The 22,290-nt window shown below is 70.6% G+C and carries 18 protein-coding genes; 10 read left to right on the top strand and 8 right to left on the bottom strand.

What is annotated here, in order from left to right; genetic code table 11:
- Nucleotides 1-29 precede the first annotated feature (29 nt).
- Nucleotides 30-563 carry a hypothetical protein gene (locus OG917_RS08335; protein ID WP_328316908.1) on the bottom strand — a complete coding sequence of 178 codons (534 nt, stop codon included), beginning with the start codon at nucleotides 561-563 and terminating at the stop codon, nucleotides 30-32.
- A gap of 61 nt (nucleotides 564-624) precedes the next feature.
- Here OG917_RS08335 and OG917_RS08330 point away from each other — a divergent pair, with 61 nt between their 5' ends.
- On the top strand, nucleotides 625-2,772 hold the full coding sequence (locus OG917_RS08330; protein ID WP_328316907.1) for an NB-ARC domain-containing protein: 2,148 nt from the start codon (nucleotides 625-627) through the stop codon (nucleotides 2,770-2,772).
- A 72-nt stretch (nucleotides 2,773-2,844) separates the two neighbouring features.
- Here OG917_RS08330 and OG917_RS08325 read toward each other — a convergent pair whose 3' ends face one another.
- Nucleotides 2,845-4,431, bottom strand: a complete 1,587-nt coding sequence (locus OG917_RS08325) for a translation initiation factor 2 (protein ID WP_328316906.1) — start codon at nucleotides 4,429-4,431, stop codon at nucleotides 2,845-2,847.
- A 350-nt stretch (nucleotides 4,432-4,781) separates the two neighbouring features.
- On the opposite strand from OG917_RS08325, the gene OG917_RS08320 reads away from it, so the two are divergent.
- A complete protein-coding gene (locus tag OG917_RS08320; RefSeq protein WP_328316905.1) occupies nucleotides 4,782-5,525 on the top strand; it encodes a DUF7873 family protein in 744 nt (247 codons plus the stop codon).
- A 357-nt stretch (nucleotides 5,526-5,882) separates the two neighbouring features.
- Here the strand turns inward: OG917_RS08320 and OG917_RS08315 are convergent, their stop codons facing one another.
- Complete coding sequence (locus OG917_RS08315) at nucleotides 5,883-6,254, bottom strand: nuclear transport factor 2 family protein (RefSeq protein ID WP_328316904.1); 372 nt, start codon at nucleotides 6,252-6,254, stop codon at nucleotides 5,883-5,885.
- A 39-nt stretch (nucleotides 6,255-6,293) separates the two neighbouring features.
- Between OG917_RS08315 and OG917_RS08310 the strand changes: the two genes are divergently transcribed.
- Entirely contained in the window at nucleotides 6,294-6,938 is a 645-nt protein-coding gene (locus tag OG917_RS08310) for a uridine kinase (protein ID WP_328316903.1), read from the top strand.
- Between the two features lie 19 nt (nucleotides 6,939-6,957).
- Here OG917_RS08310 and OG917_RS08305 read toward each other — a convergent pair whose 3' ends face one another.
- Nucleotides 6,958-8,406 carry a WGR domain-containing protein gene (locus tag OG917_RS08305; protein WP_328316902.1) on the bottom strand — a complete coding sequence of 483 codons (1,449 nt, stop codon included), beginning with the start codon at nucleotides 8,404-8,406 and terminating at the stop codon, nucleotides 6,958-6,960.
- A 286-nt stretch (nucleotides 8,407-8,692) separates the two neighbouring features.
- Between OG917_RS08305 and OG917_RS08300 the strand changes: the two genes are divergently transcribed.
- Complete coding sequence (locus OG917_RS08300) at nucleotides 8,693-9,055, top strand: cupin domain-containing protein (protein WP_328316901.1); 363 nt, start codon at nucleotides 8,693-8,695, stop codon at nucleotides 9,053-9,055.
- 83 nt (nucleotides 9,056-9,138) lie between these two features.
- Here the strand turns inward: OG917_RS08300 and OG917_RS08295 are convergent, their stop codons facing one another.
- Nucleotides 9,139-9,684 (bottom strand): methylated-DNA--[protein]-cysteine S-methyltransferase, encoded by a 546-nt coding sequence (locus OG917_RS08295; protein ID WP_328316900.1) that lies wholly within the window; start codon nucleotides 9,682-9,684, stop codon nucleotides 9,139-9,141.
- Between the two features lie 84 nt (nucleotides 9,685-9,768).
- Here OG917_RS08295 and uvrB point away from each other — a divergent pair, with 84 nt between their 5' ends.
- From uvrB to OG917_RS08275, 4 genes are all read left to right on the top strand, one after another.
- Complete coding sequence (uvrB, locus tag OG917_RS08290; RefSeq protein ID WP_328316899.1) at nucleotides 9,769-11,901, top strand: excinuclease ABC subunit UvrB; 2,133 nt, start codon at nucleotides 9,769-9,771, stop codon at nucleotides 11,899-11,901.
- 143 nt (nucleotides 11,902-12,044) lie between these two features.
- Nucleotides 12,045-12,611 carry a TerD family protein gene (locus OG917_RS08285; RefSeq protein WP_328321739.1) on the top strand — a complete coding sequence of 189 codons (567 nt, stop codon included), beginning with the start codon at nucleotides 12,045-12,047 and terminating at the stop codon, nucleotides 12,609-12,611.
- Nucleotides 12,612-12,781: 170 nt separating this feature from the next.
- Nucleotides 12,782-14,578: a TerD family protein gene (locus tag OG917_RS08280; RefSeq protein ID WP_328316898.1), complete on the top strand. Its 1,797-nt coding sequence runs from the start codon at nucleotides 12,782-12,784 to the stop codon at nucleotides 14,576-14,578.
- A gap of 289 nt (nucleotides 14,579-14,867) precedes the next feature.
- Entirely contained in the window at nucleotides 14,868-15,848 is a 981-nt protein-coding gene (locus tag OG917_RS08275; protein ID WP_328316897.1) for a TerC/Alx family metal homeostasis membrane protein, read from the top strand.
- A 42-nt stretch (nucleotides 15,849-15,890) separates the two neighbouring features.
- Here OG917_RS08275 and OG917_RS08270 read toward each other — a convergent pair whose 3' ends face one another.
- Nucleotides 15,891-16,547, bottom strand: coding sequence for an MBL fold metallo-hydrolase (locus OG917_RS08270; RefSeq protein ID WP_328316896.1), 657 nt, complete (start codon nucleotides 16,545-16,547; stop codon nucleotides 15,891-15,893).
- 9 nt (nucleotides 16,548-16,556) lie between these two features.
- Nucleotides 16,557-17,180: a maleylpyruvate isomerase family mycothiol-dependent enzyme gene (locus tag OG917_RS08265; protein WP_328316895.1), complete on the bottom strand. Its 624-nt coding sequence runs from the start codon at nucleotides 17,178-17,180 to the stop codon at nucleotides 16,557-16,559.
- A gap of 188 nt (nucleotides 17,181-17,368) precedes the next feature.
- On the opposite strand from OG917_RS08265, the gene uvrA reads away from it, so the two are divergent.
- Nucleotides 17,369-20,416, top strand: a complete 3,048-nt coding sequence (gene uvrA, locus OG917_RS08260; protein WP_328316894.1) for an excinuclease ABC subunit UvrA — start codon at nucleotides 17,369-17,371, stop codon at nucleotides 20,414-20,416.
- Between the two features lie 392 nt (nucleotides 20,417-20,808).
- Here the strand turns inward: uvrA and OG917_RS08255 are convergent, their stop codons facing one another.
- Nucleotides 20,809-21,738: a carbohydrate kinase family protein gene (locus tag OG917_RS08255; protein WP_328316893.1), complete on the bottom strand. Its 930-nt coding sequence runs from the start codon at nucleotides 21,736-21,738 to the stop codon at nucleotides 20,809-20,811.
- Nucleotides 21,739-21,861: 123 nt separating this feature from the next.
- Between OG917_RS08255 and OG917_RS08250 the strand changes: the two genes are divergently transcribed.
- On the top strand, nucleotides 21,862-22,287 hold the full coding sequence (locus OG917_RS08250) for a Rieske (2Fe-2S) protein (protein ID WP_328316892.1): 426 nt from the start codon (nucleotides 21,862-21,864) through the stop codon (nucleotides 22,285-22,287).
- The last annotated feature ends 3 nt before the right edge of the window (nucleotides 22,288-22,290 follow it).

Here is a 22,290-nt window from a genome sequence, read left to right as displayed (position 1 = left end):
CGGGCGGTGCACCGGTACCCCGCCGGGCGTCACAGGGACCCGGCCCACTCCGTCAGCGTACGGAAGTCCGCTTCGCGCAGGCCGCGTCCGGGGTGGATGCGCAGCAGAAGCGACGGCGCGTCATGGTGCGCCGTCACATGGGCCGTGTCCAGGTCGGTGATGAGGTCGTCCACCCAGGCGAACGGGCGGCCCGCGGCCCACTCCAGGAGAGGGCGGGTCTTCCAGTAGAGGCCCTCGGGGTCCTTGGCGAAGAGTTCGGGCCATTCGATGACCGGGAGAGTGCCCGGCAGGCCGATGGACGGGGCGATCATCTCGTTCGCCTGGTGCATCCAGGTGGTGGCCCACGCCAGTTCGAAGGGGAGCGCGCTGAGGCGGGCGCCGTGTCCCGGGTGGAGACGGACGCGCAGACCGCGGCGGTGGGACCGTGAGCCCGGGGTCTGGCGGGCGAGCCAGACCGCCGGATGGAGGCGGTGTGTCTCGTAGCCGCGCAGCCGGGCGAACCTGGCGGCGTACGGGTTGAGGGGGCCATCCACGTCGATGAGGAGCAGCGGGCGATCCGTCATGGAGAGGTACTTCCCCCCTGGGCGGTGCCCCAATGTCATTGCCCCTGCATAGAGTTGACGTGTGGTCGATGAGACGCGGAACAGCGTGAGCGGGCAGGCCCGGGTGGACACGGTCGTCCAGACGGGGAGCGTGGGTGAACTGCACATCCATGGCGGTGCGGAGGCGGATCCCGGCATCACGGCGTCGCAGCTGCCGCCAGGGGCCGCGCACTTCGTCAACCGCGAGGGTGAACAGGCCGCCGTCGTCCGGGTGGCCGGCGAGCGCAGCGGAGCCGCAGGCGCCGGGGAGGGCCGCCCGCTCGTCGTAGCGGTCCACGGGATGCGTGGCGTCGGCAAGACGGCGCTCGGGGTCCGGCTCGCGCGGGCGCTGGCCGGCGAGTCCCCCGATGCCCTGCGCTTCGTCGATCTCGACGACCACCGCAGGGACGGGGGCGTCGAGACGGCCGAGGTGCTGGGGGAGCTGCTCCGCTCGCTCGGGGTGCGTCCTGAGTGGGTGGAAGCGGGGTACGCGGGGCGCCGGCGGCAGTACTGGGCCCGCACCGGGGACAGACGCCTGGTCCTCGTGGTCGACAACGTCCGGTTCGCCGTGGAGCTGGAGCAGTTGATGCCCGCGTCGGCCGGCTCCGTCGTGATCGCCATCAGCCAGGGGCGTCTGGACGACCTGAAGGGCGGCGCCGATCTGGAGATCCCGCTGGGGCCGCTCGGCGACGAGCACGCCGCGCAGCTGTTGCGCGCGATCGCGGACGACCCGCGTCTCTCCGGTGAACCCGCGGCAGCGGAGGCTCTGGCCCGGGTGTGCGGGGGCCTGCCCGCCGCGCTGGAGGTCGCCGGTGAGTGGCTCCGCAAGCACCGCAGGCGACGGCTGCTGCGACTGGTCGCGCAGCTGACCGACGAGTGGACCGAGAGGGGTATCCCCATGGTCGAGGCCGTCTGGGACGCGGCGTACGGCGATCTCGGGCCCGCCGCCGCCCGGCTGTACCGGCTGCTCGCGGTCCACCCGGGCCCGTACCCGGCGCCCGAGGCCGTCACCGCGCTGTTCGGCGAAGGCGCCGATGCTGCCGAGGACGCCCTGGAGGAGCTGGAGCGGGCCAGTCTGCTGCTGCCGGGGAGAGGCGGCCGGCCCGGCATGCACGATCTGCTCCGCGCCCACGCGGTGCGCTGTGTGCGCCGGGACGGTGGAGAAGCCGAGGCGGCCGGGGCGCGCGGGCGGCTGATCCGCTGGTATCTGCGACAGGCCCAGCGGGCGGACGCGCTGGCCGCGGGGCCGCGCATGCGGTTCGCCGGCGAGGTGTCCGCCGTCGAGGGAGCGCCCGACGTCGAGTTCGGGCCGGGCAAGCAGCGGGCCCTCCGGTGGATGGAGAGTGAGCGGCTCGCACTCTTCGGATGTGTCCGCGCCGCGTACGCGTGCGGGATGGACGCCGAGGCCTGGGCCCTCTGTGAACCCTTGTGGACGCACTTCCTCGACCACGCGCACTACGGCGAGGTGACCGAGGCCTTCCGCACGGGACGGGACGCCGCACAGCGGGCCGGGCACATCGCCGCCCTGGTGCGGATGCGCTGCCAGCTGGCCCGCCCGCTCTGGGAGCAGGGGCGGTACGAGGAGGCGGAGACCGAGGTGGGGCTGGCGGTGAGCGCGGCCCGGCTGAGCGGCGGCCCGGGCGGGAGCGAGACGGGCGAGACGGGCGGGACAGGCGACACCGGGGATACGGGCGGGCTGAAACTGTGGGCCTCCGCGCTGGAGTTCCGTGGCAAGGTCCGTTCCGTCCAGGGCGACTGGGCGGCCGCCGTGCCGGACTTCGAGGAGTCCCGGCGGATCCACACCCGGATCCGGAATCCGTACGGGGTGCTGCTCCAGACCCACCTGCTGGGCCAGGCCGCGGCGGCACTGGGCGAACCGGACCGGGCGGCAGCCCTGCTGGCCGGGGCCCACGCGATGGCGCGGGAACAGCGGCGCGAGCGGATGACCGCCAGGACCGGATTCGAGCTGGGCCGGGTGCTGCAGGGGCTCGCGCGCCGGGAGGAGGCGGCCGAGCTGTACGCCGCTGCCCTGGACGGGGCGCGCGAGCGCGGCTCAGGGACCGACGAGGTGCGGATCCTTGACGCCCTCGCCTCACTGGCCGCGGAGTCCGGTGACGCGGAACAGGCCTCGGCGCACCGGGAATCGGCCCGGGAGATCCGCGAACGGGAGGGCGGCCTCCCGTTCGCCTGAGGCTCCTGAACCGGGGCGCGCGCCGGCCGCGGATGGTGGCTCGTGAGGCTCCGCTCCGCCGGTGTGCGGCGGCTACAGCTCGTACGCCGCGTCGGCGTCGGTGGCGGGCGCCAGATGCGCGCGGTACGTCCGGCCCGCCACCCGGCAGCGCAGGGTGACGGGAGCGCCGGGGCAGGGGTTGTCGTGGAGCCACGCGTGCACACCGGACAGGACGGCGGCCGGATCGGTCCGTACCACCGCCCATCCGTCCGGTGATCCGTCGATGCACACGGTGAGCAGGGGCATCTGCGCCCTGCGGAGCAGCCAGCGGGAGGCGGAGAGCCCGGCCGCCGCGGTACGGCGTCCCGGGTGGCCGGCGAGGGCGTGAGCGGTCCAGCCGCCCGCCGTCCAGCTGACGGAGTGCGGAGCGCTGGTCCGGCCGGGCCGGGCGTGGCGGCGGAAGAGCAGGGCGGCGCTCTGGGCCTGAGCGACGGTGGCCCGGTCCGGTTCGACCGCGAGGTGGTGGGCCGGGAGTTCGGTGTGGGCGGGGCGGCGTTCGACGCGGACCTCATCGCCGTCCACTTCCGTACGGACCGCGAAGGCCGCCGGGGTGTGGTGAGCGGGAGCCGGCGAGGGGAGGGGGAGAGCGCTGATCGGGGCGCCCGGGGGAGCGATGCCCAGCAGTGCGTAGAGGCCGGTGCGCAGCCGCTCCAGGGACCTGCCCCGTTCGGCGAAGGCCGGCGCCGCCAGGGAGTGGATGGCCTGAGGGGTGGTGGCCGCCAGCGCGGGTTCCAGCCCGTCCGGAGTCTCCAGGGCCGCCACCCGGGAGAGGAGCCCGGCCATCGGCGAGCCGGGGATGAGCTCACTGCCGCCATCGCAGGCCGCCGCCACGGGAGTGCCCAGGGCCGCTGCGTACAAGGCTGTCGAGCCGTGGTCGGTGATGACGCCGTCGGCCGCCACGAGGACCGAGGCCCACTCCTGGTACGGCCGGGGCAGAAGCATCCCTGAGGCCAGCGCGGGGGCGAGGGCCTGTCGCAGGTCGTACGCGCCTGTCCTGCTGTGCTCGTTCGGATGCAGGATGAGTGCCAACTGGTAGGCGTCACAGTCGAGATGGGCAGCCAGCTCGGCGGGCAGCCCGGGGCGCCGCGCCAGCAGGGACTCGGGCCCCCATGTCGAAGTGAGGGCGATGAGTCTGCGGCCTCCGGTCCCGAGGGCGGTGCGGTAGGCGTCCCGGCGCGGAAGCGATGCCAGCATGCGGTCCAGGACGGGGTCCCCGATCACGGCCGCGCGGCCCGCGGCGGCCGGGGAGCCGGCCGCGAGCCGGGCGATCTGACCGGGGTGGGCGAGCCCGTGCAGATCGGCGAGGGGACGGCCGCCGTGCAGCAGCCAGGCGGGATCGAGCCCGGAGGCCGCGTCGGCTGAACCTTCCCCGGCGAGCGACTTGTTGAAGCCCGCACCGTGCGGGAGCAGAGCAAGGGGCCCGGTCAGCAGGTGGAGATCGCCCTTGGGACTTGCCGCGACTATCAAGTCGTACGGCCGGCGCAGGGCCTCCGCCCAGGGGACGGTGCGCGCACCCGCGTCCTCTATCGCGGTGAGTGCGTCGGCCCCGAAGTCCGAACCGGGCACCAGGGTGAATCTGCGGAGGCCGATGCGGTCGTCACCCGAAAAGACCGGAGCCACGTCGAGGAGGCGGTGCAGGGCTGCCGCCGAGCGTGCGGCGAAGAGGATCGACTTCCGAGCGGTTCCCGGCCTGCCTGCTGCCTGCTGCCTGCTGCCTGCTGCCTGCTGCCCGCTGCCCGCTGCCCGCTGCCCGCTGCCCGCTGCCCGCTGGGGGATTGTTCATCCTAGTCCGTGACGCACTGTCGTACGGGGTGTTTCCGTCATCCTCTGACAGGGGTGGCGGCTGGGGCAGTGACATGCCGGGATCCTACCGGGGAGCGCCGGAGCCGCTTCTCCCTCCGTGACTCGATTCCCGCCGCGGAGGTAATAACCCCTGGAACTCGGGGAGTTGCCGCTGCTACGTTCCATGCGTGGCGAAACTCAACCAGATCATCGCAGTCGAAAAGGGAATCAAGTCCAAGTCCCATCAGGACCTCACCGCGGCCCAGCAGGGATTGCAGAAGCCGGTCCTGCTGTCGGGAATTTCCCGCACCTACCAGCCGAAGGACGAAGAGGGCGAGCAGCTGCCGCCCGAGTCCACGCGGGTCCAGGTGCAGGCCGAGGACGTGCTGCGGGAGACTGCGGCGACCCTGACCAGGCTCTTCGATGTCACGGCCACCAAGGACTGGGCGAACTGCTCGGCCCGCGCCGATGTGAAGGTCGAAGGACGCACTCTGCTCACCGCTGTGCCCGTCTCGTATCTCCTTTTCCTGGAGAAGCAGCTCACCGAGCTCCACACTTTCGCACGGAGACTTCCGGTTCTCGACGCATCCGAATTCTGGGTACAGGACCCTTCTGCCGACGCTTGGAAGACGGAGCCGGTGCGCACGGTCCGCACCCGGAAAGTGCCCCGTAACCATGTGAAGGCCGAAGCGACGGAGAATCACCCGGCGCAGGTCGAGGTGTATTACGAGGATGTGCCGGTCGGCTACTGGACCACGGTGAAATTCTCCGGTGCACTGCCTGCCCGCCGGGTCAATGAGCTGGTGAGCAGGGTCGAGAAACTGCAGCAGGCCGTGAAATTCGCCCGCGAGGACGCGAACGGGGCCGATGTCACCGACGAGCACGTGGGCGACGCGGTGTTCGGCTACCTCTTCGGAGACGGGCGCGGGTAGCGGCAAAGACTCCCCGGGCCGCCTCGACGGTGGCCCGGGGTGCGCGAGGAGCGCAAGCTGAAACTGAAGTTCGTCGTGATGAAGCGGCTTGAGCCGCGTTTCGTCTCAGACTCTCGCTCCAGACTCAGCATTCGCCGCTCATCGCCGGTCCGACCGGGCACGGGCTTGGTCGTCGGTTGCCGGTTCGACCCCGGCCCGCCCCTCTCGCGGGGCGGTAGCTCAATGGCAGAGCGCGACGACGTAACAGCTGACCTGTGCCCTCAAGCGCTCCGGCGTGTGCAGTGGGGCGGCATCATCAGGGCCCGGGGGTTGGACATACCTCCGGGCCCGCTCCATGCCCCCCGGGCGTTCCCGGGGCTACTCCTCGACGGCGAGCACCGTCCCGTAAGCGCCGAAGCCGGCGATCACCAGGCCATCCCGGAAGGTCAGCACCTCATAGACCCGTCCGCCGATCTGATTGCGGTAGTCGATCACGAGCGAGTCGACCCCGGCCCGTACGTCCATGACATCGAAGTGCAGATCAGGGATGCGGGCAAGTCCCGTCCGCCAGTACGCCCGCAGCTCGTCCTTGCCGTGAACGGCCCCCGACGCGCTGCCGTTGAAGCGGGCGATCATCGGCGAACTGAAGGTCACGTCCTCGTGGTAATGCGCGAGAATGCGCTCCAGGTCGTGCGAGTTCCAGTCGCCCTGCCACTCCGTGGCGAACTTCTGCGCGAATTCCAGATCCATGCGGCCGATCGTAGAGGCCTGTTCGGTGATGATGGACGGGTGCGACTCGAAGCGATCTCCTGGGAACGGCTGACCGGCGCTCTGGTCCGGAGCGCCGACGGACTGAAGGCAGCGGACGGCGGGCCCTGGCCCAAGATCGCGGTGGACGGCGCCTCCGCTGCTCCCACCGGCGAGCTGGCGGCCTCCGTCGCCGACGGGCTGCGGGCCCGGGGCCGATCCGCGCTTGTGGTCAGTACACAGGGGTTTCTCCGGCCGGCCTCACTGCGGTACGAGTACGGGAAGCAGGATCCGGACACGTACTACAGCGGTTGGTTCGACACCGGCGCGCTCTGGCGCGAGGTCTTCGGTCCGCTGGAGGCCGGGGGCACCGGACGGGTACTGCCCGATCTCTGGGACCCGGTGACCGACCGCGCCACCCGCAGCCCGTATCAGGAGCTGCCCGAGGGCGCGGTCCTCATCGTGGAGGGGCCGTTTCTGTTCGGGCACTGGTTTCCCTTCGATCTGAGCATCCACATGAGGCTCTCGCCGGGCGCGCTCCGGCGCGGCACCGACCCGGCTGAACAGTGGACGCTGCCCGCCGTCCGGCGCTACGAGGAGGAGGCCGCCCCTGCTGGGGCCGCGGACGTCGTCGTACGGGCTGACCACCCCCGCCATCCGGCCTGGAGCGGACCACCGCCGGGCTGAGCGCCGCCCGCCCGCCGGGCTACACCAGGCGCTTTATCTCCCCCCGCACCCGGTAGAAGCCGCCCGGTGAGGAGTGCAGGGCGTCGACCACGTACCGGGCGCCGGCCTGGCGTATCCCGCGGGGGAACTGCACATGCCAGCCCGGCTGATAGCCCTCCGAGACCACCTGGACCCGCAGCCGGTTCCCGAGCTGGACGCACTCCACCACGATGCCGGCACCCGGCGCGGGCAGGGCGCTCACCGTGGCCACGTCGGCCAGCGGCGTGTAGGTGGGCAGCGCCGCGGCCTGCTTGACGTCCACCGCGACCGGCAGGCTCCCGCACTGGGCCGCGGTGATCGCCGCCTCACTCGCGTCGATGCACGCCAGCGAGCCGTCGGTGGTGACGAGGTAGAGCTTCTCGTCGTGGTACTGCATGGAGAGCGCCGCACCGCCGCCCGTCCCCAGCTTCCACAGCCGGGTGCCGTCCGCGGTGAAGCAGTAGACGGACGAAGCCAGGTCGCCCGCGAAGACGTACTCCCCGTCGGCAGAGGTGGCACAGGAGTACACGGCCGCGTCGCACTGGTAGCGCGCCTCGCTCCGGCCGGTCGCCTTGGAGAGCCGCTCGACGACCTGGCGGCCGGTGCCCGCGTACACCGATGTCTCCTCCTGCCAGCCGAAGAGCACACCGCCGAAGGTGTCCGTGTGCCACAACTCGCCGCTGCCGTCCGCCGCGTAGGCCGTCACGCCGTGTGTGTGCCCGTGGTAGACCGCGTGGTCGTCGGCCCGCACCATCCAGGCGTTACGCCCCTTCGAGCGGCGCGACCACTGGAACTCGTCCTCGTGGTCGATCACCGTGAGGCCGCCGTTGTGATCCGACACGTTCAGCACGCCCTCGTGGATGTCCAGCCAGAAGATGTCCACGTCCTCCGCGATCTCGTAAGCGGCGAAGGGCACCTTGGACGACAGGTCGTACACCTTTCCGTCGTCGCAGCCCGCGTAGATCCAGAAGTCGTCGGCCACCAGGCACTTGACCCCGTCGGGCAGCGAGAAGCGGGCCAGCACCTCGCCGTCGTGGCCCAGGGTGTACACGTCGCCTTGCTGATTGCCCACCCAGCAGTGGTCCTCGTCGATGTGGATCCCGAACGCGGACGCGCCGGTACGGAAACGCCAGAGAACGGGCGCCGTCGCCCGTGCCGTCGAGGGGGCGGACGTCACCTGGCGGCGCGTCACCGCTCGCGCGGCCCGCAACCCCCGCACCGCGGGGGCGTACCCCTTCCGGACCTTCTCGCCCACCTTCTTCGCCGCGGCGGCCTGCGCCTTGACCGCGGTCGGGAAGGACGAGACCTGGCGCTGGCCTTCCGCACCGATCCGCCCGTACCGCACGGCCACCGTCGTCCCGCTGACGGTCACTTCGTAGAACTTGTGCGCCCCCGCGCCCTCCTGGGACAGCTCCAGATACGTCGTCTCTCCCGACCCGCCAGCGGTCACGGCACACCCCTCCCCAGGGACCGGCCCTTCCGGCCGGTCTCCACTGGTTCAAAGCTAGATGCCACCACTGACAACCGGCCGGGCGAGCGCGGGCCGCCCGCCCGTGGCCGGCAGATCCCCGACCCGGACCACTGGCGTGCGCACCATGGGACAGGTCCGGCTCTGCTGCGACGGACCCGCCGGTCACGACACGGTGTACCCGGACCGCCGCTTCACGCGGATCGGCCCGCCCGCTCGGCGGACACCGGATTCTTCCCGCCGGCCCCGGTCGCTAAGGTTGCCCGCCATGACGACTAGTGATCAGACGACCGCCTCCTTCGCCGTGCACATACCCGACGCCGAGCTGGAGCCCGAACCGCTCGACCCCGCACAGATCGTCTCCGGTGACCCCGTGGTCACCGGCAAGGTCCTGTGGGAGTCCGCGGACGGCACGCAGCTTCGCGGGATCTGGCAGATCACCCCGGGAGTGGTGACCGACACCGAGGCCAACGAACTGTTCGTGGTGGTCAGCGGGCGGGCGACCGTGGCCGTCGAGGGCGGGGAGACGATGCGGATCGGCCCCGGTGACGCGTGTGTACTGCGGGAGGGCGACCGTACGACCTGGACCGTCCACGAGACGCTGCGCAAGGCGTACCACATCAGCCTCTGAACCGGCTCGCCGTCCCCGGCCCGCGAGCCGGGGAGGGCCGCGGGGAGTGCGTCAGAAGAGAGGCTCCGGGGTCAGATCCGGGGTCAGAACAGGGGCTCCGGGAGCACTCCCTCCAGCGCCAGGAGCCGGCGCTTCGTCTCCGGGCCTCCGCCGAATCCGCCCAGGCCGCCATTGCTCTCCACCACCCGGTGGCAGGGCACGACGACGGGCAGCGGGTTCGACGCCATCGCGACGCCCACCGCCTGCGCGGCCCCCGGCTGTCCCACCCGGCGGGCCAGATCGCCGTACCCCACGACGGAGCCGTACGGCACGCCGGCCGCCAGCTCGCGCAGCACCTGGCGGTTGAATCCCGACGTCAGCGTCCAGTCCAGCGGCAGGGTGAATTCCCGCAGGTCACCTTCGAAGTAGGCGGCCAGCTGGCGCACCGGCCCGGCCAGCCGGGCCGATTCCGGCGCCTCGACCGGCTCGGCCGCGAACCGCGCGGCCAGCCGCTCCAGGGCTCTGCGGCGCACCGCTGGAGTGGCGTGGAAGACCACACCGACCAGCCCCCTGCTGCTCGCGGCCAGCAGCAGCGGTCCGATGGCGCTGCCGGCCGTGGTCCACTCGACACTCTGCGTTTCGCTCTCCACGCACCCACCGTACGGCGGCCCGCCGACAGCCCGGCCGGACGGCGAAGTCGCCCGGTTGTCAGTGGGGGGTCGTACGGTGGTTCCATGCGGCCCGTTTCCAAGATCGAACGCACGGTGGCGCCTTTCGAGGTCGTCAGTCCCTACCAGCCCAGCGGTGACCAGCCGACGGCCATCGCCGAGCTCGAGAAGCGTGTCCGCGCAGGTGAGAAGGATGTCGTCCTGCTCGGCGCGACCGGTACAGGCAAGTCGGCGACCACCGCCTGGATGATCGAGAAGCTGCAGCGCCCCACGCTCGTGATGGCACCGAACAAGACGCTCGCCGCCCAGCTGGCGAACGAGTTCCGCGAGCTGCTCCCCAACAACGCCGTCGAGTACTTCGTCTCGTACTACGACTACTACCAGCCCGAGGCCTACGTACCGCAGTCCGATACGTACATCGAGAAGGACTCCTCGATCAACGAGGAGGTCGAGCGGCTGCGCCACTCCGCGACGAACTCGCTGCTGACCCGCCGGGACGTGGTCGTGGTCGCCTCGGTCTCCTGTATCTACGGCCTGGGGACACCGCAGGAGTACGTGGACCGGATGGTGCCCCTCAAGGTGGGCGAGGAGTTCGACCGGGACGAGCTGCTGCGCCGTTTCGTCGACATCCAGTACACGCGCAACGACGTGGCGTTCACCCGTGGCACCTTCCGGGTGCGCGGGGACACCATCGAGATCTTCCCCGTGTACGAGGAGCTCGCCGTCCGTATCGAGATGTTCGGCGACGAGATCGAGGCGCTCTCGACGCTGCACCCGCTCACCGGCGAGATCATCAGCGAGGACGACTCCCTCTACATCTTCCCTGCGACCCACTACGTGGCGGGCCCGGAGCGCATGGAGAAGGCGGTCAACGGCATCGAGAAGGAGCTGGAGGAGCGGCTCGCGGAGCTGGACAAGCAGGGCAAGATGCTGGAGTCCCAGCGGCTGCGCATGCGCACCACCTACGACCTGGAGATGCTGCGCCAGATCGGCAGCTGCTCCGGCATCGAGAACTACTCGATGCACTTCGACGGCCGCGACCCCGGCACCGCGCCCAACACGCTCCTGGACTACTTCCCCGAGGACTTCCTCCTCGTCCTGGACGAGTCGCATGTCACCGTCCCGCAGATCGGCGCGATGTACGAGGGCGACGCCTCCCGCAAGCGCACCCTTGTCGACCATGGCTTCCGGCTGCCGTCGGCCCTGGACAACAGGCCGCTGAAGTGGGAGGAGTTCCAGAAGAGGATCGGCCAGACCGTCTACCTCTCGGCCACACCGGGGAAGTACGAACTCTCCCGGGGCGACGGCTTCGTGGAGCAGATCATCCGTCCCACCGGGCTTGTCGACCCCGAGGTGGTCGTCAAGCCGACCGAGGGCCAGATCGACGACCTCGTCCACGAGATCCGCCGGCGTACGGAGAAGGACGAGCGGGTCCTGGTCACCACGCTCACCAAGAAGATGGCCGAGGACCTGACCGACTACTTCCTCAACCTGGGCATCCAGGTGCGCTATCTGCACAGTGACGTGGACACGCTGCGCCGTATCGAGCTGCTGCGCGAGCTGCGGGCCGGGGAGTACGACGTACTGGTGGGGATCAACCTGCTGCGTGAGGGGCTCGACCTCCCCGAGGTGTCGCTGGTCGCCATCCTCGACGCCGACAAGGAGGGATTCCTCCGCTCCGGCACCTCGCTGATCCAGACGATCGGCCGCGCGGCGCGCAATGTGTCGGGCCAGGTCCACATGTACGCGGACCGGATCACGCCGGCGATGGAGAAGGCCATCGACGAGACCAACCGGCGCCGTGAGAAGCAGGTCGCGTACAACACGGAGCGGGGTCTCGACCCGCAGCCGCTGCGGAAGAAGATCAACGACATCGTCGCGACGATCGCGCGCGAGGAGGTCGACACCGAGCAGCTGCTCGGTACGGGCTACCGCAAGCCCAAAGAGGGGAAGCAGCCGAAGACTCCGGTGCCCGCTCTGGGCGGCGCAGCGGCGAAGGGCGGCAAGGGGGCCAAGGGAGCGAAGGCGGTTCCGACCGACCGCCCTGCCGAGGAACTGGCCGGAATCATCGAGGAGATGACCGAGCGGATGCGTGCCGCCGCAGCGGACCTGCAGTTCGAGGTGGCCGCCCGGCTCCGTGACGAAGTCGGTGAGCTGAAGAAGGAGTTGCGCCAGATGAAGGAGGGCGGGCTCGCCTGACCGGGTTGTTGCAAGAACGACACAAAAATGTCCCGGCCCTCCTGCGGTGTCCGCGCGACTGCGTAGGGTGCGGGGAAACGTGGGGAAACAGGAAGAAGGGACAGCGCGTGACGGCCAATTTTGCGAAGGGCCCCGGCGTCAATCTGACCAAGGGGCAGGCCATCAGCCTGCAGAAGAACGACGGGGGCACACTGACGGCGGTGCGGATGGGGCTCGGCTGGCAGGCGGCGCCGCGCCGTGGGCTGTTCGGCTCCCGCACCCGGGAGATCGACCTGGACGCATCGGCGGTGCTGTTCGCCGACAAGCAGCCGGTGGACGTGGTGTTCTTCCGCCACCTCGTCAGCGACGACGGCTCGGTCAAGCACACCGGTGACAACCTGGTCGGCGGTGCGGGCCAGGGCGGCGACGACGAGGCCATCCTGGTGGACCTCGCACGGGTCCCCGTCCACATCGACCAGATCGTCTTCACGGTGAACTCCTTCACCGGCCAGACGTTCCAGGAAGTGCAGAACGCCTTCTGCCGCATCGTCGACGAGACCAACGGTGAAGAGCTCGCCCGCTACACGCTCGACGGCGGGGGCCAGTTCACCGCCCAGATCATGGCGAAGGTGCACCGCGCGGGCGGCGGCTGGCAGATGACGGCCATCGGCAACCCTGCCAACGGGCGCACGTTCCAGGACCTGATGCCGGCGATCCTGCCGCACCTGTAGCCACCGAGACAGGCTCCCTCACCACGCGGCCTCACCACCCGGCGAAGAGCGCGCAGGCAGTTCCCGGCGGCACCACGCCGCCGGGAACTGCTGTTCGCGTGCCGGTGAAGCGGCGGCGGTGAAGCGGCGGGGCCGGTGAACAACCGCTACGCGACGAGGGGACACGCGCGATGACGGCCGAGCTGGCCCGGGGGCAGAACCACCCCCTGCCCGGGACCCGACTGGAGATCCGGGTGTCGGCCGGGAGTCCGGTCCTGGCCGGGGCGACATTCGGCGACGAACAGGGCAGGGTCAGCGGCGCGGAGTGGGTCGCCCACCCCGGAGCGCCCCGGCTGCCCGGTCTCGTAGTACCCCGGCAGGCGGCGGCCGATCACCGGCTCACGGTGGATCCGGAGGCGCTGCCGGAGGCCGTGCACCGGGTCCACATCCTGCTGGCTCTGCCCACCGGGACCGGTGGGCCGTCCTCTTTCGCCTCTGTCGCGGCGCCGTTCACGACCGTCACCGGACCGGACGGTGCGGAGGTCGTCAGCTACACCCTCACCGGCCTCGGCGCCGAGTCGGCAGTGGTGGCGCTGGAGCTCTACCGGAGACAGGGTGCCTGGAAGGTCCGTGCTGTCGGCCAGGGGTACGAGGGCGGCCTCGCCGAGCTGCTGGGCGACCAGGGAGTGCCGCGCGCCAGGGACCTCGCGGGCGTCATCGAGGCCGCCGTCACCGGCGGCGCGGCCGTCCCCGCGGCTCCGGCCGCGGGGCGCAGCGCCCAGCGAAGCCGGGTCGACTACACACACCCGCGCCGGCAACCGTCCGCGCCCCCGGCCGGGGACATGTCCGCGCCCGGGCCGGACGAGCGGGCCCGGCCGGTGGCGGGCGACGCCACCGGGTGGTCGATGGAGGAGCGGCTGTACAACCAGGTCCGGGGAATGTTCGAGGACCTGGCCCGGACGGTCGCCGCGTACCGCAGCGCGGTCGGCTTCGCCGACTCGCGGCTGGAGCGCGAGACCGACGGGGTGCTCGCCGACTCGCGCAGCCGTACCGGCCCCGCCGGCGCCGAGGCCCGGCGGCAGGCGCAGGAGAAGCGCGACCTGCTGACCGCTCGGGCGCAGGAGGTGCTCGACCGGGATCTCGACCAGCTGACCGCCGAGTCCGGGGTGGTCGAACCGGCGCTGGCCCCGGCCTTCGCCCGCTGGGATCACCCCGTCTGGCAGGGATACCGGGTGCCGGGGGAGGCCCCGCTCGCGGTGCGCGTCGGTGATCTGCACCTCCCGGTCCGTCCTGAGCTGCACATCCCGATGCTGGTGCGGCTGCCGCTGGAGCGCGGTATCTGGGTCGACAGCGGCCGTACCGGATCCGCGGCAGAGCTCGATGCGGCCGCGCTGCGCAGCCGTGCGATGGACACCGCCGTCGCCCACACGGCCCGCCTTCTCGCTGTCCACCCGGCGGGGGAGTTCTCCGTCCAGGTGATCGACCCGGCGGGCGCCGGTGCCGGCCCGCTGGCTCCGCTGACCGGTTCCGGAGTGCTCGACGCGCCCCCGGCGAGGGGCCCACAGGGAGTGACCGCCGTCCTCGCACGGCTGGTGCGGCGCGTGGACCTGGTGCAGATGGCGGTGCGCGGAGGCGCGGCCGATTCCCTGTCACCGGACCTCGACCCCGCCCAACAGCTGCTGATCGTCAACGACTTCCCGCACGGTTTCGACGACCGCGCCCTCACGCGGCTGCGCTATCTGGCCGACGAGGGGCCTTCTGCCGGTGTCCATCTGCTGATGGTCGCCGACCGGGAGGACGCGCGGGACCACGGCCCGGTGCTCGACCCGCTGTGGCGTGCGTTCCTGCGCATCACTCCGGTGCCGGACGACCACATCGCCGACCCCTGGGTCGGACACGCGTGGACCTACGAGCCCTCGGTGCCGGCGCCGGGCAGCGACCTCCTGCGGGACGTGCTGCGTCAGGTCGCCGCCGCTCGCCGCGCCTGACCTCTCCGGGATTCCCGCCCTCTGCGTTCGGGGAAGGGTTTGCCTTCTCAGACCCCACTGAGCTGCGCCTTTGGTCTTTTCTTTACTCAGCCCTTTACCTGGCCTTGGTGTTCCCTGTACTGTTTTTGGTGCGGAGGGGAGTACTCCCCAACTGCGGCGCACCCGTCAGTACGGACCCTTGAGGGTTCCGGGGCGCCGGCCCGGGGCGCCGGTCGGTCCGGCCCGGGTGGAGGAGACCTCCGGCAGCGACGACGCTGATCAAGTAGCCGTAGCAATCGCCGGAGGCGTGATGGACGTTTCACTGACCCTGTGGGCCCTGACCATTCTTGGTCTGGGCGCCCTGATCGCGGTCGACTTCGTGATCGGGCGCAAACCCCATGACGTATCGGTCAAGGAGGCCGGTGTCTGGACCGTGGTCTGGATCGCCCTGGCCGCGCTCTTCGGCCTCGGGCTGTTCCTCTTCGGTGGCGGCCAGGCGTCGGGGGAGTTCTTCGCCGGATTCATCACCGAGAAGTCGCTCAGCGTCGACAACCTCTTCGTCTTCATCCTGATCATGGCGAAGTTCTCGGTGCCGTCCCACCTGCAGCAGCGAGTGCTGCTGTTCGGAGTCCTGATAGCGCTGGTGCTGCGCGCGGTCTTCATCGCGGCGGGCGCGGCGATCATCGCCGGCTTCTCCTGGGTCTTCTTCCTCTTCGGCGCGTTCCTGATCTACACCGCCTGGAAGCTCATCAAGGAGGCGCGATCGGACGACGAGGAAGAGGAATACGAGGAGAACCGCCTGCTCAAGTCGGTCGAGCGCCGCTTCGGCGTGGCCGACCGCTACCACGGCACCAAGCTCTTCATCCAGCAGAACGGCAAGCGGATCATGACGCCGCTGATGGTCGTCATGCTCGCCATCGGCACCACTGACGTGCTGTTCGCGATGGACTCGATCCCCGCGATCTTCGGGCTCACCAAGGACCCGTACATCGTCTTCACGGCCAACGCCTTCGCCCTCATGGGCCTCCGTCAGCTGTACTTCCTCATTGGCGGCCTGCTGAAGAAGCTGGTGCACCTCAGCTACGGGCTGTCGGTCATCCTCGGCTTCATCGGCGTCAAGCTGCTGCTGCACGCGCTGCACGAGTCGGGGGTCCCGGTGCCGGAGATCTCCATCCCTGTCTCGCTGGCGGTCATCTGCGGTGTCCTGATCGTCACCACCGTCACCAGCCTTCTCGCGACCAGGAAGCAACGGGCGGCCGGGGCCGGGGAGAAGGACAGGACCCACGTCTGACGGAGCGGCCCGGAGCCGCAGGCGTACGGGCGCGGGCGCCGGTCACCAGCCGCGTGCGCGCCACTCCGCCAGGTGCGGGCGCTCGTCGCCCAGTGTGGTGTCGTGGCCGTGCCCCGGATAGACCCAGCTCTCGTCGGAGAGCTGGTCGAAGAGCTTCGTCTCGATACCGTCCAGCAGGCTGGTGAACGCCTTCGGATCCTCGTGGGTGTTCCCGACCCCGCCGGGGAAGAGGCAGTCACCCGTGAAGACGTGCGGGTGGCCGTGCGGGTCGTCGTAGATCAGCACGATCGAGCCGGGGGTGTGGCCGATCAGCCGGCGGGCCATCAGCGGGACCCGGCCGACATGGATCGTGTCACCGTCCTCCACCGGCACATCGGTGGCGACAGGGATGCCCCCGGCGTCGTACCGCCCGGCATAGGTACGGGCGCCGGTGGCATCCACCACCGCCTGCAGGGACTGCCAGTGGTCGCCGTGGCGGTGGGTGGTGACGACGGAGGCGATGGAGTCGGATCCGATCAGCTGCAGCAGTGTCCCGGTGTCGTTGGCCGCGTCGATCAGCAGCTGTTGCCCGGACTCGCGACAGCGCAGCAGGTACGCGTTGTTGTTCATCGGGCCCACCGCGACCTTGGAGATCATCAGAGCTGTCAGCTCGTGTACGTCCGCCGCGCCGCCGACCTTCACCACTCCGCTGTACGTCATGGTGCGAGTCTAGAGCGACGGCAGCGAGGGCAGGGCGCCGTTGCCGGGGACGGTCAGGCCCTTGCCGTCGCCCCGGCCCGAGAGCCAGCCCAGCAGCGCCGCGGCGGGCCCGGTGACGCCGGCCACCGCGGGGTCGGCGGAGAAGCGGTCCCGCAGGAAGTCGATCTCCCGCTCGGTGAACTCCCCGGGCAGATCGTCCAGCTCGTATCCGATGCCGAGATCGACGTGGTGCAGCTCGACCTCGGCCCACCGCCGGAAGGGGAGCCGGGCCGCCGTGTCCGTGACGCCGTTGCGCAGAGTGACGGTTCGGGACCAGTCCGCGGGGAGTCCGGTGTGCTCGCGGAGCCGGGCCGCGCTCTCGCGCACGTCCGCCAGCTGTTCGGCGAGCGGGCGGTGCGCGTCGCGCTCGATGTCGCCGTCGCGGGCCTCGGCGGACGCGTACATCGGAAGCCCGTTGAGAACATTTCCGATCGCGTCGGCGTTACGGGAGAGATGAGCCAGTACGTGACCGCGGGACCAGCCGGGAAGCCGTGACGGTTCCGCGGCCGCGGCGTTGTCCAGTCCGGCGGCCGAGGCCAGCAGCCTTTCGGTCGCCTCGTCCAGGGATCTCAGGTCTCGCGCGTGATCGATCATGCAGCCGACGATAGGCCCCTCCACTCCTTCGGGTGAAGCTGTTTACCGATGGCAGGTAATCGAATGCGCGTGCTATAAGCTCGTGAGAGACATCCAACAAGCCATCTTCAGACATCGCTGAGGCGCCCCCCATACCCTGGGGAGGGGGCTCCGCCCCTGCTTCTTCTCTCAGAAAGGTGCGGACCGGCGTGGCCGACCGTCTCATCGTTCGTGGCGCTCGCGAGCACAACCTCAAGAACGTCTCGATCGACCTCCCACGTGACTCCCTGATCGTCTTCACCGGGCTCTCCGGATCAGGCAAGTCCTCCCTCGCGTTCGACACGATCTTCGCCGAGGGGCAGCGCCGCTATGTCGAGTCGCTCTCCTCGTACGCCCGGCAGTTCCTCGGGCAGATGGACAAGCCCGATGTGGACTTCATCGAGGGTCTGTCCCCCGCCGTCTCGATCGACCAGAAGTCGACCTCGCGCAATCCGCGCTCGACGGTCGGCACCATCACCGAGGTCTACGACTACCTGCGGCTGCTCTTCGCACGCATCGGCAAGCCGCACTGCCCCCAGTGCGGCCGGCCCATCTCGCGCCAGTCCCCGCAGGCCATCGTCGACAAGGTCCTCGAACTGCCCGAGGGCAGCCGCTTCCAGGTCCTCTCGCCGCTCGTGCGCGAGCGCAAGGGTGAATTCGTCGACCTCTTCTCCGACCTCCAGACCAAGGGGTACAGCCGTGCCCGGGTGGACGGCGAGACGATCCAGCTCTCCGAGCCGCCCACGCTGAAGAAGCAGGAGAAGCACACCATCGAGGTGGTCATCGACCGCCTCACGGTGAAGGACAGCGCCAAGCGGCGCCTCACCGACTCCGTGGAGACCGCCCTCGGCCTGGCCGGCGGCATGGTCATCCTGGACTTCGTCGATCTGCCCGCTGACGACCCCGAGCGTGAGCGGATGTACTCCGAGCACCTCTACTGCGCGTACGACGACCTGTCCTTCGAGGAGCTGGAGCCGCGCTCCTTCTCGTTCAACTCGCCCTTCGGCGCCTGCCCCGACTGCACCGGCATCGGGACGCGCATGGAGGTCGACCCCGAGCTGCTCGTCCCGGACGAGGACAAGTCACTCGACGAGGGCGCGATCTCACCGTGGTCGCACGGCCACACCAAGGAGTACTTCGCCCGGCTGGTCGGCGCGCTCGCCGGCGAGCTCGGATTCCGCACGGACATCCCCTGGGCGGGGCTCCCGCAGCGCGCCAAGAAGGCCCTGCTGTACGGCCACAAGACCCAGATCGAGGTCCGCTACCGCAACCGGTACGGCCGCGAGCGCGCCTACACGACCTCCTTCGAGGGCGTGGTGCCCTTCGTCAAGCGGCGGCACTCCGAGGCCGAGAGCGACTCCAGCAGGGAGCGCTTCGAGGGCTATATGCGCGAGGTGCCCTGCCCGACCTGTGAGGGCACCCGGCTGAAGCCGATCGTCCTCGCGGTCACCGTGATGGAGAGGTCCATCGCCGAGGTCGCCGCCATGTCGATCAGCGAGTGCGCGGACTTCCTGGGCCGGCTGAAGCTCAACGCCCGCGACAAGAAGATCGCCGAGCGGGTGCTCAAGGAGGTCAACGAACGGCTGAGGTTCCTGGTCGACGTCGGCCTCGACTACCTCTCGCTCAACCGCGCGGCGGGCACGCTCTCCGGCGGTGAGGCGCAGCGCATCCGGCTGGCCACCCAGATCGGTTCCGGCCTGGTCGGTGTGTTGTACGTCCTGGACGAGCCGTCCATCGGCCTGCACCAGCGCGACAACCACCGCCTGATCGAGACGCTCATCAGGCTGCGCGACATGGGCAACACCCTGATCGTGGTCGAGCACGACGAGGACACCATCAAGGTCGCCGACTGGGTCGTGGACATCGGCCCCGGCGCGGGCGAGCACGGCGGCAAGGTCGTGCACTCCGGTTCGCTGAAGGACCTCCTCACCAACAAGGAGTCGCTGACCGGCCAGTACCTGGCGGGCAAGAGGGCCATCCCGATCCCGGACGTGCGCAGGCCCGTGGACCCGGGGCGGCGGCTGACGGTGCACGGAGCCCGGGAGAACAACCTCCAGGACATCGACGTGGCCTTCCCCCTCGGGGTGCTGACCGCGGTCACCGGTGTCTCCGGATCCGGAAAGTCGACGCTGGTCAACGACATCCTCTACACGCACCTCGCCCGCGAGCTCAACGGTGCGCGTACGGTCCCCGGCCGGCACACCCGGGTCGACGGCGATGACCTGGTCGACAAGGTCGTCCACGTCGACCAGTCGCCCATCGGACGTACGCCCCGGTCCAACCCGGCGACGTACACCGGAGTCTTCGACCATGTGCGCAGGCTCTTCGCCGAGACGATGGAGGCCAAGGTCCGGGGCTACCTTCCGGGGCGCTTCTCCTTCAACGTCAAGGGCGGTCGCTGCGAGAACTGCTCGGGTGACGGCACGATCAAGATCGAGATGAACTTCCTGCCGGACGTGTATGTCCCGTGCGAGGTCTGCCACGGTGCGCGCTACAACCGGGAGACCCTGGAGGTCCACTACAAGGGCAAGTCGATCGCCGAGGTCCTGGACATGCCGATCGAGGAGGGCCTGGACTTCTTCGAGGCCGTCCCGACGATCGCGCGTCATCTGCGCACGCTGCACGAGGTGGGCCTCGGGTACGTCCGGCTCGGGCAGTCCGCCCCCACCCTCTCCGGCGGTGAGGCGCAGCGGGTGAAGCTGGCGAGTGAGCTGCAGAAGCGTTCGACCGGCCGCACGGTCTACGTCCTGGACGAGCCGACGACGGGCCTTCACTTCGAGGACATCAGCAAGCTCATCAACGTGCTGTCGGGGCTGGTCGACAAGGGGAACTCGGTGATCGTCATCGAGCACAACCTGGACGTCATCAAGACCGCGGACTGGGTCGTCGACATGGGACCCGAGGGCGGCAACGGCGGTGGCCTGGTCGTCGCGGAGGGCACTCCCGAGGAGGTGGCCGGGGTCCCGGCCAGCCATACGGGGAAGTTCCTGCGGGAGATCCTGGACGCCGAGCGGATCAGCGACGCGGCCCCGGCCGTCCGCGCTCCGGCGAAGAAGGCCACCGCGAAGAAGGTCACCGCGAAGAAGGCGGCCCCGAGGAAGGTGACGGCGGCGAAGGCGCCGGCGAAGGGAGCCGTGGAGAAGAAGGCAGCGGCCAAGAAGCCGGCGGCCAAGAAGTCCCCGCCGAAGAAGGCGACGCGCACACGCCGGGCTTCGTGACCGGCGACGGGTGCCGCGCGCGGTGACGCCGTGACGGGCCCGGCCCGTCACGGCGCCGCGGACCGGCCCCGTGAAAGTGGCGCGGGCCGGCGGTGGCGTACGGTTCCGGGCCGCCGTGACGGGCCGGGGCGAAGGTCTGCCCGTGGTGCTCTGCCATGGGCAGTAGCGGCGGGCCGGGCGGGTCGCCCTGCGCCGTGCCGGGAGCCCCCCCGGGGGCCCCCGGGGGGCCCAAGGCCTGTCCCGCAATCCCTGGCGGGCGCACGACGTCAGCTACGGCACCTCGCCGCGTTGCCGGAACGCCCGGATACATCCAGTATGCGAACACCCCTGCGCCGTGCGAGGCACCGCAGACGGCGCCGCGCGCCGATCCACCAGGGATTACGGGACAGCCCTCAGCCGGGCCGCCGTTCGAGTTCCCACGCGTAGGGCGGTTCGGCCCCCGTGCGTGAGCAGGTCACTGCGGCCGCACGGGCAGCGAAGCCCAGGACCTGGGCCCAGTCGTCGGCGGACATCGCGGCCGTCGCCGCCGCCGACAGCGCGTCCCGTTCCGCCAGACCGTGCAGCAGCGCCGCGTTGACGGTGTCGCCTGCGCCGATCGTGTCCGCCACGTCGACCGCGGCGCCGGGGACCGCGTACCGGTCACCCGCCCTGGTCCGTACGGTCAGCCCCGCGCCACCGTGGGTGACCACGACCGCCTCAGGCCCCGCGGCCAGCCACTCCTCCGGGGTGCCGCCGAGCCAGTGGGCGTCCTCCTCCGACAGCTTCAGGAGGGTGACATCGGGCAGCCAGCCCCTGAAGCGTTTGCGGTAGGCCTCCGCGTCCTGGATCAGCCCCGCCCTGATGTTCGGGTCGAGCAGGGTGAACACCCCGCGCGCCGCCTCCCGCCGCAGGAGCGCCTCGTAGGCACTCGCACCCGGTTCGAGCACCAGTGAACAGGTCCCCACGGCCAAAGCCCGCACCTCGGAGGGGAGTTCCTCCGGTAGCTCGAAGAGCCGGTCCGCGCTGCCCTCCGCGTAGAAGCCGTACCCCGCGGAACCGTCGTCGCTCAGCGCCGCCACCGCGAGCGTCGTCGGCTCCGGCCCGCGCTGCACCAGGGAAAGGTCCACACCGGCCGCCCGGAGACCGCCGAGCAGCGCCTGGCCGAAGCCGTCGGTGGAGACCCGCGAGCAGAAGCCCACCCGGGCGCCGAGCCTCCCCAGGGCGATGGCCGTGTTGTAGGGCCCGCCGCCCAGCCGTGGCAGCAGCGCGGGCAGCGGTCCGCCGGGCGCCGCGGCGTTCTGCGGCACCAGGTCGATCAGGGATTCTCCGGCGACGGTGATCACAGATCCAGAACGTAGCCGAAGTTCCCGGGCCCGTAAACGCTGCAAACACCGCCTGCCGTGACGGGGATCTCCACCGGTATGGTCGGGTCCGTCGCCGATGCCCGTTGAACACTGGAGCCCCCCATGTCCGGTCTGCCCCCCGCCCGTCGTTCCGTCCTCATGGGAGCCGCCCTGGCCGGTGCCGCCGGACTGGGTCTCACCGCGTGTTCGGGAGGCGGCGGCGGCACCGCGTCGGGGCCGGACAAGCCCGTCGACCTCGGGTCCGCGGACGCCGTACCGGTCGGGGGAGTCAAGTACTACCGGGAGCAGTTCCTGCTCGTGAGCCGGCCGAGCGCCGACGAGTACAAGGCGCTCTGGTCGCGGTGCACCCACCAGAACTGCCCCCTGCAGAAGATCGAGGGCAAGGTGGGTATCTGTCCCTGCCACGGCAGCCGCTTCGACGTCACGACCGGCAAGGTCCTGCAGGGCCCCGCCAGCCGCCCGCTCGCCGACGTCCCGGTCAGGGTGCAGGGCGGAAAGCTGATCGCGGGCCCCGACAAGAAGGCCTGACGC

The organism is Streptomyces sp. NBC_00388, from assembly GCF_036061255.1.
Classification (GTDB): domain Bacteria; phylum Actinomycetota; class Actinomycetes; order Streptomycetales; family Streptomycetaceae; genus Streptomyces.
The sequence above is the reverse complement of the archived record's forward strand: the minus strand, read 5'-3'. Positions and strand labels throughout refer to the sequence as shown.